Below are 12,921 nucleotides of genomic sequence, written 5' to 3'. Positions count from 1 at the left end.
GTGGCCGCGGGCTTCCCGCCGGCGTGGGTCACGCCGTGCCCGCAGGCTCCTTCTCGGCCTCCGCGCGCAGGGCCGCGGCCTCCCTGGCCGCCCTGCGGCGCAGGTAGAAGGTGGTGGCGAGCCCGGCGACGACGGCCAGCGCGAGCGCCACCCACGAGAAGTCCTTGAGCCACTTCTCGGCGACGCGGCCCAGCGAGTAGATCGCGAACACAGTGCCGAACGACCAGACTATGCCGCCCGTGGCGTTGGCGACGAGAAACTTGCCGTACGGCACCTTGAGCGCACCCGCGAGCGGCCCGGCGAGGATGCGCAGCAGGGCGATGAACCGGCCGAAGAAGACCGCCCACACGCCCCAGCGCTGGAACGCCCGCTCGGCCTTGGCCAGGTGCGCGGGGCCGAAGTGCTTGGGGAAGCGCCGGCCGGCGCGCTCCAGCAGGGCGCGCCCGCCCCGCCGGCCGATCAGGTAGCCGATGCTGTCGCCGGCGATCGCGCCCGCCGCGGCGGCGGAGGCGACGAGCCACGGGCTCACGGAGGTGGACACGGACAGCAGCGAGGCGGTCACGAGGGCGATCTCGCCGGGCAGCGGCACACCCATGCTCTCGACGCCGATCACGGCGCCGACCAGCAGGTAGACCCAGATCGGGGAGAGTGTGCCCATCCACACCTCGATGTGATGCACCGGCCGACCCTCCCCTTGAGACTTCCGTTCCCGCCCAGGGTCTCATAGTTTCCTGAGTGTGGGCTGTCTGGTGTACGGCGCGAACGGCTACAGCGGCACCCTGCTCGCCCGCCTCGCGGTGGCCCGGGGCGAGCGGCCGGTGCTGGCCGGTCGCTCGCCGGCCCCGGTGCGCGCGCTGGCGGAGCAGCTCGGCCTGCCCTACCGCGCCGGCCCTCCGTCCCCCGAGCTGCTCGAGGGCGTCGACGCCGTGGTGAACTGCGCCGGCCCGTTCGCCGCGACCGCCCGCCCGATGGTGGCGGCGTGCCTCGCGGCCGGGGTGCACTACCTCGACATCACCGGCGAGCTGGACGTGTTCGCCTGGATGTTCGCCCAGGACGGGGCCGCACGCGCGGCGGGTGTCGCGATGATCACGGGGGCCGGGTTCGACGTGGTGCCGACCGACTGCCTCGCCGCGCTGCTCGCCGCCGAGCTGCCCGGGGCGGTCGCCCTGGAGCTGGCGTTCTCGGCGCCCGGGGGACTGTCCCGCGGCACCGCCCGCACGGCGCTGGCCGAGATGGGCTCCGGCGCCCTGCGGCGCGTCGGCGGAGAGCTGGTCGCGACCCGCTTCGGAAGCCCGTCGCGCTCGGTGCCGTTGCCGTCCGGGTCCCGCCGGGTGGGCGCGACCCGCTGGGGCGACCTGGTCACGGCGTGGCATTCGACCGGCATCCCCGACATCACCGTCTACATGCCCCTCCCGCCGGGTGCGACCCTGGCCCCGCTGTTCGGGTTCCCGCCGCTGCGCCGGGCCGCCCAGGCCCTGGTCCGCCCGGGCGGCCCGGCCGCGTCGGTGCGCGAGTCGAGCGGCTGCGAGGCGTGGGCCGAGGTCCGCGACGCCGCCGGGACCACCCGGGCGGCGACGCTGACCGGCCCGAACGCCTACGCGCTGACGGCCGACGCGTCCCTGCGCGCCGTCCAGCGGGTGATGGCCGGCGAGGTGGGCCCCGGGGTGCACACGCCCTCGTCCGCGCTCGGCGCCGGCTTCGTGCGCACCCTCGACGGGGTGAGCGTCAGCCTGACTTGACGGGCGTGCGCTGGCGCGGGGAGCGCCGGGTGCGGCTGCGAGGCCCGGCGCGGCGGATCACGGAGACGATCGCGTCCGTCACGCAGTCCGGGCGCTCGATCGGCAGCATATGGCCGGCCTCGTCGCAGACGCGCAGCTCGGCGTCGGGCAGCTCCCGGGCGATCGTCTCGGCGCACGCGAGCGGGGTGAGGCGGTCGGCCGAGCCGACCAGCACGGCGACCGGCAGCCCCCGCATCGCGGCCAGGGTGTCGACCCGGTGGTGCAGGTCGACGGAGGGCCGGAAGCCGCCGATGGCGCAGAGCGGGGCGTTGCCGACCATGGACGCGGTGAGCGCGACCCAGCTCGTGTCGACCCGGTGGCCGAAGACGAGCCAGCGCACGCCGGGCGCGAGCAGCGGCATGAGCCGCCGGTGCGGCCGCCAGGCGCCGGAGCGGGCGAGCAGCCCGGCCCCCTGCACCTCGAGCACCCGCATGACCCGGGCGAGCCGGGGGCTGAGCCCGTAGCTCGTGCGCGAGGACCCCTCCGCCGACGTGGACACGAGCACGACCCCGACCACGCGCCGCGCGAACGAGGCCGCGTGCCGGTGTGCGTACTCCATGATCGCCATCCCGCCGAGCGAGTGCCCGCAGAGCACGATCGGTCCGCGCGGGACGAGCCGCTGGATGACCTCGGCGAGATCGTCGCCGAGCTGCTCGAGGGTGGCGTCGGACCCACGGGTGGCGTCGGAGCGCCCGTGCCCGCGCAGGTCGAAGGCGAGAATCTGCACCGGCGCGCCGAGCCGCTCGGCAAGGTCGGCGATCTGCCGGCGCCACAGCCGGTTGTCGAGCGTCCAGCCGTGCAGGAGGACCACCGTGACCGGCCGCTGCCCGGGGACCTTGGACGCGGCGGGATGGAGCACGCCGTACAGCCGGGCGCCGTCTTTGACCTGCACGGTCGTGAACGCGACGGTACCCATGGGCAATTGTTACCCGGATGTTTCCAGGATTACCCCTCATCTACCCATAACGCTTGGGTCTCGCAACGCTCCCTTCGCCCTCGTGTCCCCCGAGCGCCGGGAGGCTCTCGCCTCCTCCTCATCCTCACCTTCGGGCTCGTGGCGCTGCTCGAGAAGTCGGGCGCTCCCGCCGCCTCCCCGTCCTCACCCTCACCTTCGGGCTCGTGGCGCTGCTCGAGAAGTCGGGCGCTCCCGCCGCCTCCCCGTCCTCACCCTCACCTTCGGGCTCGTGGCGCTGCTCGAGAAGTCGGGCGCTCCCGCCGCCTCCCCGTCCTCACCCTCACCCTCGGGCTCCGGGCGCCGCTCGAAAAGTCGGGCGCTCCCGCCGCCTCCCCGTCCTCACCCTCACCCTCGGGCTCGTGGCGCCGCTCGAAAAGTCGGGCGCTCCGCGCCGCGACTTTTCGGATTTATCGCCTGACAGGGGATGCGCGATATTTGTCCGGTTCTGGAAATCTGCACCGGGAGTCGCGGCCCGTGCTCCGCGGGGGCGGCGCGCACCGGTTCCTGACGTTTGCGTCGCTGTTGCACGAGGCCGCCTCCGCTCCGCTCCCGGCTGCAGCAGGCGGCGGATGCTCTACGAGGACCGTGGCAATCGCCCTCGACGAATGCCGCCGGGGCGGAGACGACGAACGCCGCCGGGACGGACACGACGAACGCTGCCGGGGCGGACACGAGGAACGCCGCCGGGGCGGAGACGACGAACGCCGCCGGGCAGGTGCCCGGCGGCGTTCGACAACGTGACAGAGGACCGGCGGTCAGGCGGCCTCGAACACGCCCGCGTCGACGAGGCGCTGCTCGGTGGCGGCCCAGCCGTTGCCCGGCTCGGCCGCGTCGAGGGCCTGGATCTCGGCGCGGATCTTGGCGGCGTGGCCGGCCGCCGCGAGCACCCGGATCTCCTCGGCGAAGGCGTCGGAGGTGGTGCTGAGGTGCACGGTCTTGCCGTTGGTCAGGTTGCGCACGTACACGTGCTTGCCCTTGTTGAGCGGGATGAGGTACTTGAACTCACCCAGCACGCTGAGGGCGCCGGAAGCACCGGCCTGACCGGCGCGGACTGAGGCCCGCGCGGTCTTTGAGGTGTTGCTCGCCACGGCGGGAACTCCTTGTCGAGGCATGCGTATGGAAGACAAGAAAGTGTAACAGCCTGCGAGAGCCCTCAGAAAAACGTGCGTTACCTGATGGATGATTCGTCCGTTGGACATTTCGCAGCACCGGTGTGACCGATTCTCTGGCGCGCCGCGCACAACATCGTCATCATTGGTCCCAACAGTCACCGCCAAGCAGGCATGACCCGCGGAGCACGAGGTCGTAGGGGAAGACGCACCTCGGTCTCCAGGAGGTCTTACGTGCCCACGCGTGGCGTCATATACGTGCACTCGACACCGCTCGCCGTGTCCTCACACGTCGAGTGGGCGATCGCGCGCGTCCTCGGCGCGCCGGTCCGCCTCGAGTGGACGGTTCAGCCTGTCGAGCCTTCGGCGCGGCGGGCGCAATGCTCGTGGTCCGGCGCGACCGGCACGGGCGGTGAGCTCGCGGCCGCGCTCCGGCAGTGGCCGATGATCCGCTTCGAGGTCACCGAGGAGCCGAGCCCCGGCGTGGACGGGGAGCGGTTCATGCACGTGCCCGGGCGCGGCCTGTTCCGCGGCTCGACCAGCGCCAACGGCGACATCGTGCTGTCCGAGGACCGGCTGCGCGCCCTGGTGGCGAGCGCGCGCGGCTACGAGACCCTCGCGCACACGCTGGAGAAGGCCCTGGGCGCACCCTGGGACGTCGAGCTGGAGCCGTACCGCCACGCCGCCGACGGCGTCCCGATGACCCTCCTCACACGGGTCGGGTGAGAGACCGGCGTTGCACGGTCATGATTGAGTGGGGCGGTGCCGAGTCCCGAACGCCGTTTCCTGCTGTCCATGACGGCCCTCGCACTGCTCGCGAGCGGCTGCACCGACGAGGGGAAGCGAGGCGCCGACCCGGGCGGCAGCGGGCCCGTGTCCGCGCTGGTGGCGGGGGAGGACCCGGCCGCCCTGGCCGGACGGCTCTCCGATGAGGAACTCGTCGGCCAGTTGCTGATGCCGTACGCGTACGGCAACGCGGCCGACAAGGTCTCCTCGGGCTCGGCGGCGGCCAACCGCAACTACGCGGGGGCGTCCACGCCGGCCGAGATCGTCAAGAAGTACCATCTCGGCGGCCTCATCCTCGTCTCCTCCAGCGCCGACGATCCCACCGCGGGAACCAACAAGACCACGAACGTCGAGTCGCCGGCCCAGGTGGCGAAGCTCACGACCGGCCTGCAGCAGGCGGCCCTGAGCCTGCCCGCGCGGCTGCCGCTGCTCATCGGCACCGACCAGGAGTACGGCCAGGTCACCCGCGTCCGCGACGGCATCGTGCAGCTGCCCGCGGCGCTCGCCTTCGGCGCGGCCGGGGACCCCGGGCTCACCGAGGCGGCCTGGAAGGCGGCCGGCACCGAGCTCGCGGCGATCGGCCTGAACGTCGACTTCGCCCCCGACGCCGACGTCCTCGGCACCCAGCCCGGCGGGGTGATCGGCTCCCGCTCGTTCGGCAGCGACCCGGCGAAGGTCGCGACGCAGGTCGCCGCGGCCGTGCGGGGGCTGCAGGCGGCCGGGGTCGCCGCGACCGTCAAGCACTTCCCGGGCCACGGGCACACCACGACCGACAGCCACAGCACCCTGCCGGTGCTCTCCCAGAACCTCACGGCGCTCGAGACCGCCGACCTGCCGCCGTTCACCGCCGCGCGCGACGCCGGCGTCGGGCTGGTCATGTCCGGGCACCTCGACGTGAAGGCGATCGACCCCGGCGTGCCGGCCTCGTTCTCCGGCAAGGTGCTGACCGACCTGCTGCGCGGCAAGCTCGGCTACGACGGCGTGGTCGTCACCGACGCCCTCAACATGGCGCCCGCCGAGCAGTGGGGCCCGGGCGAGGCGGCGGTGCGCGCGATCCTGGCGGGCAACGACGTCCTGCTCATGCCGCCGAGCCTCAGCGCGGCGTACAAGGGGCTCCTGGACGCGGTCAAGTCCGGCCGCCTGCCGAAGCAGCGGGTGGTCGAGTCGGTGACGCGGATTCTGGCGCTGAAGCAGCGGCTGGGGGCGGTACCGAAGCAGGATCTCGGCGTCGTCGACGGCCCGGACGGCAAGAACGCCGCGCGGACGGCCGCCGCGGCCGCGGTCACCCTCCTGCGCGGCAAGTGCTCAGGCGCCCTGGTCACGGGCCCGGTGCGGGTCACCGCGGCCGGCGCGGACACGGCGAAGGGCTGGCTGGAGGAGGCCCTGCGCGGCGCGGGCGCCGAGGTGGTGCCCCAGGGCGGCGCCGAGGTACGGCTCGTCGGCTACGGCCGCGGCTCCGCGGACCTGTCCTCGACGGCGACCGTGACGGTGGCGCTGGACACGCCCTACGTGCTCGGCTCGGCGAAGGGCACCCTGCTGGCGACGTACTCGGGTTCGCGCGCCTCGATGTCCGCGCTGGCCGATGTGCTCGTGGGCAAGGCGAAGGCACCGGGCCGGACGCCGGTTCCCCTGCCGGGCCTCCCGGCGACGGCCTGCAGCTGACGGGGCTGCCGGGGTCCCTGAGCGCCTGGGGGCGAGCCTCTCGGCGACGGCCTGCGGTTGGCGGCTGCCCTGGGCGCGGCTGCGTGGGTCCTGCCAGGGGTCCTGCTGGGCGGCTGAGCACCGCCCTGTGGTCGGCGGCTGCCCTGGGCGCGGCTGCGTGGGTCCTGCCAGGCGCCTGACTGAGAGGCGAGCCTCTCCGCGACGGCCTTGCGGCTGGTCGGCGCGCGCCGCGACCCGAACAGTGCTCTGACCTGCGGTTTCACGAAAAGTCGGGCACTCCGTGCCACGACTTTCCGGACTTATCGCCCGTCAGGGTATAAATCCGATATGTCGCGGCACGAAGTGCCCGACATATCGCGCCAAACAGCAACCGGCTCCCCCAAGAGGCGGGGGAGCCGGTTGCCGCAGTACTCAGACCCGCGCGAAGACCAGCGCCGCGTTGTGCCCCCCGAAGCCGAACGAGTTGTTCAGCGCCGCCGGGATCTCGATGTGCCGAGCCTTGTGCGCCGCCACGTCCAGGTCCAGCCCGTCATCCGGGTCGTCGAGGTTGATGGTCGGCGGCACGACCCCGTGGTACACGGCGAGGATCGTCGCGATCGACTCGACCGCCCCCGCCGCGCCCAGCAGGTGCCCCGTCATCGACTTGGTCGACGTAAGCACCGGGTGGTCGCCCAGGGCCCGGTGCAGCGCCTTGATCTCGGCGAGGTCGCCGACCGGCGTCGAGGTCGCGTGCGCGTTGACGTGCAGGATGTCGGACTTGGCGATGCCGGCGTCGCGGAGGGCGAACTCGATCGCCTTCACCGCGCCGTCGCCGTCGGGGTGGGGCTGCACGATGTCGTACCCGTCGGAGCTGATCCCCGCCCCGGCGAGCCGCGCGTAGATGCGGGCCCCGCGGGCGCGGGCGTGGTCGGCGCGCTCGAGGACGATCGCCCCCGCGCCCTCGCCGAGCACGAAGCCGTCGCGGCCCTTGTCCCACGGGCGGGACGCCGCCTCGGGGTCGTCGTTGCGCACCGACATGGCGCGCATCGCGGCGAACCCGGCGATCGGCAGCGGGTGGATCACGGCCTCGGTGCCGCCGGCGATGACGACGTCGGCGCGGCCGAGGCGGATGAGGTCGAGGGCGTGCGAGATCGCCTCGGCGCCGGTGGCGCAGGCGCTGGCCACGCAGTGCACGCCGGCGCGGGCGCCCCGCTCCAGGCCGATCCAGGCGGCGGGCCCGTTCGGCATGAGCATCGGCACGGTGTGCGGGGAGACCTTGCGGGGGCCGCTGGCCTCCAGGATGTCGTCCTGGTTGAGCAGGGTCTGCGCGCCGCCGATGCCGCTGCCGACGCTGACGGCGAGCCGGTCCTTGTCCACGTCGGGCGAGCCGGCGTCGGCCCACGCCTCGCGGGCGGCGATGATGGCGGTCATCTCGCTGCGGTCCAGGCGGCGGGCCTGCACCCGGTCGATCTTCTCCGTCGGCTCGACCGCGAGTTGGGCGGCGATCCGGACGGTCAGCTGCGCGGCCCAGTCCTGGGTCAGCGGTACCACGCCCGACTTTCCGGCGAGCATGGCGTCCCAGGTGGACGGCACATCTCCACCGAGAGGGGTGGTGGCCCCCAGACCGGTGACGACGACCTCAACACTCACTGCTCAACAACTCCTCAACGGCACTACCTGGTGCGCCGGGGCCCCGGGCGGGACCCCGGCGGTGGCTCAGGCCTGCGACTTCTCGATGTACGAAACGGCGTCGCCGACGGTCTTGAGGTTCGGGACCTCGTCATCCGGGATCTTCACGCCGAACTTCTCCTCGGCCGCCACGACGACCTCGACCATGGACAGCGAGTCGACGTCGAGGTCATCGGTGAACGACTTCTCCTCGGCGACGTCGTCGGGGTTGACCCCGGCGACCTCCTCGAGGATCTCGGCGAGGCCTTCGGCGATCTCTTCACGGGTGGACATAGAGTCTTCCTTCCTAGGGTTGACGCGCTCGTCGATGAACGATGAACAGACCGCTACGGGCAGCGGATCACTTGGCCCGCGTACGTCAGACCGCCGCCGAACCCGAAGAGCAGCACGGGAGCGCCGGAGGGGATCTCACGCCGCTCGATCGCCTTGGACAGCGCCAGCGGGATGCTCGCGGCCGACGTGTTGCCCGACTCGACGAGGTCCTTGAGGACGACGGCGTTGGGCAGGTCGAGGCGCTTGACGATCCCGTCGATGATGCGCGTGTTGGCCTGGTGGGCGACGAACGCGGCGATGTCCTTGCCCTGCACACCGGCCCGGTCGAGCGCGGCCTGGGCAAAGGGGGCGATGGCGGTGGTGGCCCAGCGGAAGACGGCCTGGCCCTCCTGCTTGATGTACGGCCGCCACCCCTCGATCTTGAGCACGTCGCCCTTCTCGGGCGCCGAGCCCCAGACCACGGGTCCGATGCCGGGCTCCTCGCCCTCGGCGGCGGCGCTGAGCACGGCCGCGCCCGCCCCGTCGCCGAAGAGCACGGCGGTGGTGCGGTCGGTCCAGTCGGTCACGTCGGAGAGCTTCTCGGCCCCGATGACCAGCGCGTTGCGGGCGGCACCGGCCCGGATCGCGTGGTCGGCGCTGGCCAGGCCGTAGCAGAAGCCGGAGCAGGCGGTGTTGAGGTCGTAGGCGGCCGGCGCGTTGATGCCGAGCTTGGCGGCCACCCGGGTCGCCACGTTCGGGCAGCGGTCGACCGAGCTGCAGGTGGCGACCACGACGGTGTCGATGTCGGCGGCGGTGAGCCCGGAGGCCGCGAGGGCCTTGCCGCCCGCGATGATCGCCATGTCGGCGACGGTCTCGGTGCCGGCCACGCGCCGCTGCGCGATGCCGACCCGGTCACGGATCCACTCGTCGTTGGTGTCGATCACCTTCGACAGGTCGTCGTTCGTGACCACCTGGGACGGCTGGTAGTGGCCGAACGCCAGGATCTTCGATCCGGCAGCCGGGGTCATAGTTGGCCTCCAATGCGGGCGAGCGGCCGGCCTGAGGCGACCGGGTCGTCGAGGCGCGCGAGCCACTCGGTGAGCACGCCGGCGCCGGGCGCGGCCACCTCGACCGGACCCTGCGCGGTTTGCACACTACCGATGACCTGCCCGGCCTCGACACGGTCGCCCTCGTCACACGCGGGGCTGAACGGGCCCGCGGCGGTGGCGACGGCGACGCTGTCCTGCGAGGGCAGCGGCGAGGCGAGGACGCCCCCGTGCCGCGCGATCGCGGAGTGCGCCTTGGGCAGGTCGTCGGGGGTGTTCACGGTGACGATCTCGATGCCCTTGAGCGCCCGCTTGGCGAGCCCCGCCAGGGTGCCGGCCGGGGCCAGCTCGACGATCGCGGTGACGCCGAGGCCGGCCATGGTCTGCATGCACAGGTCCCAGCGCACCGGCGCGGTCACCTGGCGCACGAGGCGCAGCAGCATGGCCGGGCCGTGCCCGACGGGCGCGCCGTCGCGGTTGGAGAGCAGGACCCGGTTCGGGTCGCGGGGCGTGATGCCGGAGGCGACCGCGGCCAGGGCGGCCTCGGCCGGGGCCATGAAGGGCGTGTGGAACGCCCCGGCCACCTGCAGCTTGATCACCTTGGCCCGCGCGGGTGGCTCGGCGGCGAACTTCTCCAGCCCGGCGAGGGACCCGGCGGCCACGATCTGGCCGGCTCCGTTGCGGTTGGCGGCGTAGAGCCCGGCGGCGTCGATCGCCGCGACCACCTCGTCGGGCTCGCCGCCGAGCACGGCGCTCATTCCCGTCGGCTCGAGCGCGCAGGCGGCGGCCATCTCCCGGCCGCGCACCCCGGCGAGGGTGATGGCGGCCTCGGGGGTCAGCACGCCGGCGAGCGCCGAGGCGGCCAGCTCGCCGACGCTGTGCCCGGCGACGACCGCGGCATCGTGCAGCGGCAGCTGCTCGGCGGTCAGCAGCGCGGCCGCGACGAGCAGGGGCTGGGTCCTGGCGGTGTCCTTGATCTCCTCGGCGTCGGCCTCGGTGCCCAGGTGGACGAGGTCGACCCCGGACAGCGCGGACCACCAGCGCAGACGGGCCTCGACGCCGGGCCGGGCGAGCCAGGGGGCCAGGAATCCAGGCTTCTGGGAGCCTTGGCCGGGAGCGAGTACGGCAAGCACGTCTAAGACTTTTCCGGATCCCCTACAGTCCCGCCGGTAGCGCGAGACACCAAAGTGGACGACCTCACTTGTAGGAACTCTACAAAAGATCGCGTGGTGTTGTGCCAACAGATCCACGCGGTTACCCGCTGCGGTCCGGTGCTCACGTCCTCGACAGGATAAACCGACAAATCACCCCGTTGTGGGCGGGCTCGCCGCGGCCGGAGCCAGCGGATCGAGCCGCCCGATCGTCAGCGCGATCCGCAACGCGAAGGCGTCGCGGGGAACCAGGGGCGTGAATCCGGTCACTTCGCCGATGCGCCGCAGCCGGTACCGCACCGTGTTCGGATGCACGAAGAGCCCCCGGGCGGCGCTCTCGAGCACCCCGCCGCCGGCGAAGAACGCGTCCAGCGTCTCCAGCAGCTCCCCGCCGGCCCGCACGAGCGCGCCGTAGACCTCCTGCCGCAGGATCCGCCGCGCCTCGGCGTCGCCGGCCAGGGCGCGCTCGGGCAGCAGGTCGGAGGCGGCCACCGGCCGGGGCGCGGCGGGCCAGGCGGGCGCGGCGCGAAAGCCGGCCAGGGCCGCGCGGGCGGACTCGGTCGCCTCGTCCAGCGACGGTACCGCCGGCCCCACCACGACCGGCCCGTCCCCGAATCCGACCAGCAGGCGCTCGGTCGCGGCCATCGGGTCCGCGGCCCCGCCGAGCACCACCACGAGCCGGTCGCCGTGCACGCCGCCGAGGATCTCCACGCCGATGCGGCGGGCGGCGCGGTACACCGTGTGCAGCACCGCGGCCGCCTCCCCGCCCGGCGAGCGGCCCACCGCGACCGCCACCGGCGGCGCGTCGGCCCAGCCCAGCGCGGCCGCGCGGCTGGCCAGCACGTCGGAGGAGTCCCCGCGCAGCAGCGCGTCGACGAGCAGGGCCTGCAGCCGGGCGTCCCACGCGCCCCGGGTCTCCGCGGCCCGCGCGTAGACGCGCGCGGCGCCGAACGCGACCTCGCGGCTGTAGTACAGCACCGCCTCCCGCAGCGGCGTCTCCTGCCCGGGCGCGGCCAGGTGCGGCAGGTGCCGCTCGACGACCTCGATGGTGACCCGGATCAGCTGCACCGTCTGGCCCAGGTTGATCGAGCGGGCCAGTGCGCGCGGCGCGGCGTCGAAGAACTCCTCGGAGTTGTCCGGCGGCGCGGGCCCGTCGGCGGCGCGGTGGCGCAGCCACTCGACCAGGGAGCGCACGCCCGCCTGGGCGACGAGCATGACCCAGGCCCGCTGGTCGGCGGGCAGCTCCCGGAACCAGGGCAGCGTCTCGTCCATCCGTGCGACGCTCGCCGTGGCCAGCGAGCCGGCCGCCCGTTCGATCGAGCGGACGCTGTCCTCGAGCGAACCCGGCGCCGCGGGCGGATGCACACCGCCCAGCACCTCCGGCAGCTCCGGAAGGTCGGGTCCCAGGTCGTTCACCCGCACAGCTTCGCACGACGGGCATCACCGGGCCGCCGCCAGCCACAGCCGTCCGTAGACGCTCGCGGGCCGGCCCGTCGCCCGCAGCCCGTCCGGCCCGTCGACGAGCCGGCGTCCCCAGGCGGTCAGCCGGCCCGGGCGGTAGGCGGTCACCACGTCGAGATAGTCGTACTGCGGGCTGTTGCCGCTCCACGACCAGCCCATGTACCCCAGCCCGAACTGCTCGCAGTACGCCATGATCGCGTCCTCGTCGGGATCGCCGTACTCGTGCAGCGACGAGAACTCCCCGACGACGATCGGCAGCCGCTGCTGCACGAAGTGCCCGAGGTACGCCGACACCTTCTCCGCGGTGTCGAACGGCCCGTACATGTGCACGTCGAAGACGACGTTGCGGTGCGGGTCACTGGCGAAGACCTCGGCGGCGTGGTCGTACATCACCCGGAACGCGTCGTTGCCCCAGTTCGGCGCGTCGACCATGAGCGCGTGCGGGAAGCCGGCCGCGCGCAGCCGGGCGATCGCGCGCTCGCTGTTGCCCAGCCAGTCCGCGTCCACCGCGTGGCCGGACGGCTCGTTGGCGATGTTCAGCACGACGTACGACTCCTGATGCCGCAGCACGTCGCGCAGGGTGAGCCAGTAGTCGACGGCCTCGGAGACGGTGGCCGCGCCGGGCTGCGTGCCGTAGCCCATCGTGTCGTGCGCGTCGAGCACGCAGATCAGCCGGGCCGCCTTGCACCGCGCCACGATCCCGGCGACCTCGGCCGGCCGGGTGGCGGGCCACTCGTGCCCGGTGCCGAGCGCCACCCGCACCGCGTTCGCGCCGGTGGCCCGGATGTCGTCGAAGACCGACGACGGGCCGTGACCGAAGGCGTACCCGTGGTTGACACCCCGCAGCACGAGCGGCTCACCCCCGGCCTCGACCAGCCGGCCGTCGGCCACGTGGATGCCCTCGGCCGCGCCCGCCCGGGCCGGAGTGACATAGGCCGCACCCAGCAACGCCATGAGCAGAGCGGGAAACGCCGAGCGGACCGCCAACCGTTTGACCACGGGTGAGGCGCTACCCGGGCCCCTGCCATTCACCCGTTGTCCGAGGGTGATTCG

Annotated in this window: 12 protein-coding genes; 3 read left to right on the top strand and 9 right to left on the bottom strand. The window is 73.4% G+C overall.

What is annotated here, in order from left to right:
- Positions 1-28: 28 nt before the first annotated feature.
- A complete protein-coding gene (locus ACQP2P_RS38905) occupies positions 29-679 on the bottom strand; it encodes a DedA family protein (protein ID WP_433609648.1) in 651 nt (216 codons plus the stop codon).
- Between the two features lie 58 nt (positions 680-737).
- Here ACQP2P_RS38905 and ACQP2P_RS38900 point away from each other — a divergent pair, with 58 nt between their 5' ends.
- Positions 738-1,739 carry a saccharopine dehydrogenase family protein gene (locus ACQP2P_RS38900; RefSeq protein WP_433609646.1) on the top strand — a complete coding sequence of 334 codons (1,002 nt, stop codon included), beginning with the start codon at positions 738-740 and terminating at the stop codon, positions 1,737-1,739.
- On the opposite strand, the gene ACQP2P_RS38895 is transcribed toward ACQP2P_RS38900, so the two are convergent.
- Both ACQP2P_RS38895 and ACQP2P_RS38890 read right to left on the bottom strand, forming a co-directional pair.
- A complete protein-coding gene (locus ACQP2P_RS38895) occupies positions 1,726-2,694 on the bottom strand; it encodes an alpha/beta fold hydrolase (protein ID WP_433609644.1) in 969 nt (322 codons plus the stop codon). The genes ACQP2P_RS38900 and ACQP2P_RS38895 overlap by 14 nt on opposite strands.
- Before the next feature lie 794 nt (positions 2,695-3,488).
- Positions 3,489-3,821 carry a hypothetical protein gene (locus ACQP2P_RS38890; protein WP_433609642.1) on the bottom strand — a complete coding sequence of 111 codons (333 nt, stop codon included), beginning with the start codon at positions 3,819-3,821 and terminating at the stop codon, positions 3,489-3,491.
- 255 nt (positions 3,822-4,076) lie between these two features.
- Between ACQP2P_RS38890 and ACQP2P_RS38885 the strand changes: the two genes are divergently transcribed.
- Positions 4,077-4,568: a DUF3145 domain-containing protein gene (locus ACQP2P_RS38885; protein WP_433609640.1), complete on the top strand. Its 492-nt coding sequence runs from the start codon at positions 4,077-4,079 to the stop codon at positions 4,566-4,568.
- Between the two features lie 69 nt (positions 4,569-4,637).
- Positions 4,638-6,290, top strand: a complete 1,653-nt coding sequence (locus ACQP2P_RS38880) for a glycoside hydrolase family 3 protein (RefSeq protein WP_433609638.1) — start codon at positions 4,638-4,640, stop codon at positions 6,288-6,290.
- A 411-nt stretch (positions 6,291-6,701) separates the two neighbouring features.
- Here the strand turns inward: ACQP2P_RS38880 and fabF are convergent, their stop codons facing one another.
- The 6 genes from fabF to ACQP2P_RS38850 form a co-directional block, all read right to left on the bottom strand.
- Entirely contained in the window at positions 6,702-7,919 is a 1,218-nt protein-coding gene (gene fabF, locus ACQP2P_RS38875; protein ID WP_433609636.1) for a beta-ketoacyl-ACP synthase II, read from the bottom strand.
- A gap of 66 nt (positions 7,920-7,985) precedes the next feature.
- A complete protein-coding gene (locus ACQP2P_RS38870) occupies positions 7,986-8,231 on the bottom strand; it encodes an acyl carrier protein (RefSeq protein WP_223097536.1) in 246 nt (81 codons plus the stop codon).
- A gap of 53 nt (positions 8,232-8,284) precedes the next feature.
- Positions 8,285-9,238: a beta-ketoacyl-ACP synthase III gene (locus ACQP2P_RS38865; RefSeq protein ID WP_433609633.1), complete on the bottom strand. Its 954-nt coding sequence runs from the start codon at positions 9,236-9,238 to the stop codon at positions 8,285-8,287.
- Positions 9,235-10,389 (bottom strand): acyltransferase domain-containing protein, encoded by a 1,155-nt coding sequence (locus ACQP2P_RS38860; RefSeq protein ID WP_433609631.1) that lies wholly within the window; start codon positions 10,387-10,389, stop codon positions 9,235-9,237. The genes ACQP2P_RS38865 and ACQP2P_RS38860 overlap by 4 nt, the downstream gene beginning before the upstream one ends.
- A gap of 171 nt (positions 10,390-10,560) precedes the next feature.
- The gene (locus ACQP2P_RS38855; RefSeq protein ID WP_433619438.1) at positions 10,561-11,784 is read right to left on the bottom strand and encodes a PucR family transcriptional regulator; all 1,224 of its coding nucleotides are present in this window, start codon (positions 11,782-11,784) and stop codon (positions 10,561-10,563) included.
- A gap of 63 nt (positions 11,785-11,847) precedes the next feature.
- The gene (locus ACQP2P_RS38850; RefSeq protein ID WP_433609629.1) at positions 11,848-12,867 is read right to left on the bottom strand and encodes a glycoside hydrolase family 5 protein; all 1,020 of its coding nucleotides are present in this window, start codon (positions 12,865-12,867) and stop codon (positions 11,848-11,850) included.
- Between the last annotated feature and the right edge of the window lie 54 nt (positions 12,868-12,921).

It is taken from the genome of Dactylosporangium sp. CA-139114 (genome assembly GCF_050955725.1).
Classification (GTDB): Bacteria; Actinomycetota; Actinomycetes; order Mycobacteriales; family Micromonosporaceae; genus Dactylosporangium.
This window is presented reverse-complemented; position numbering and strand designations above follow the sequence as displayed.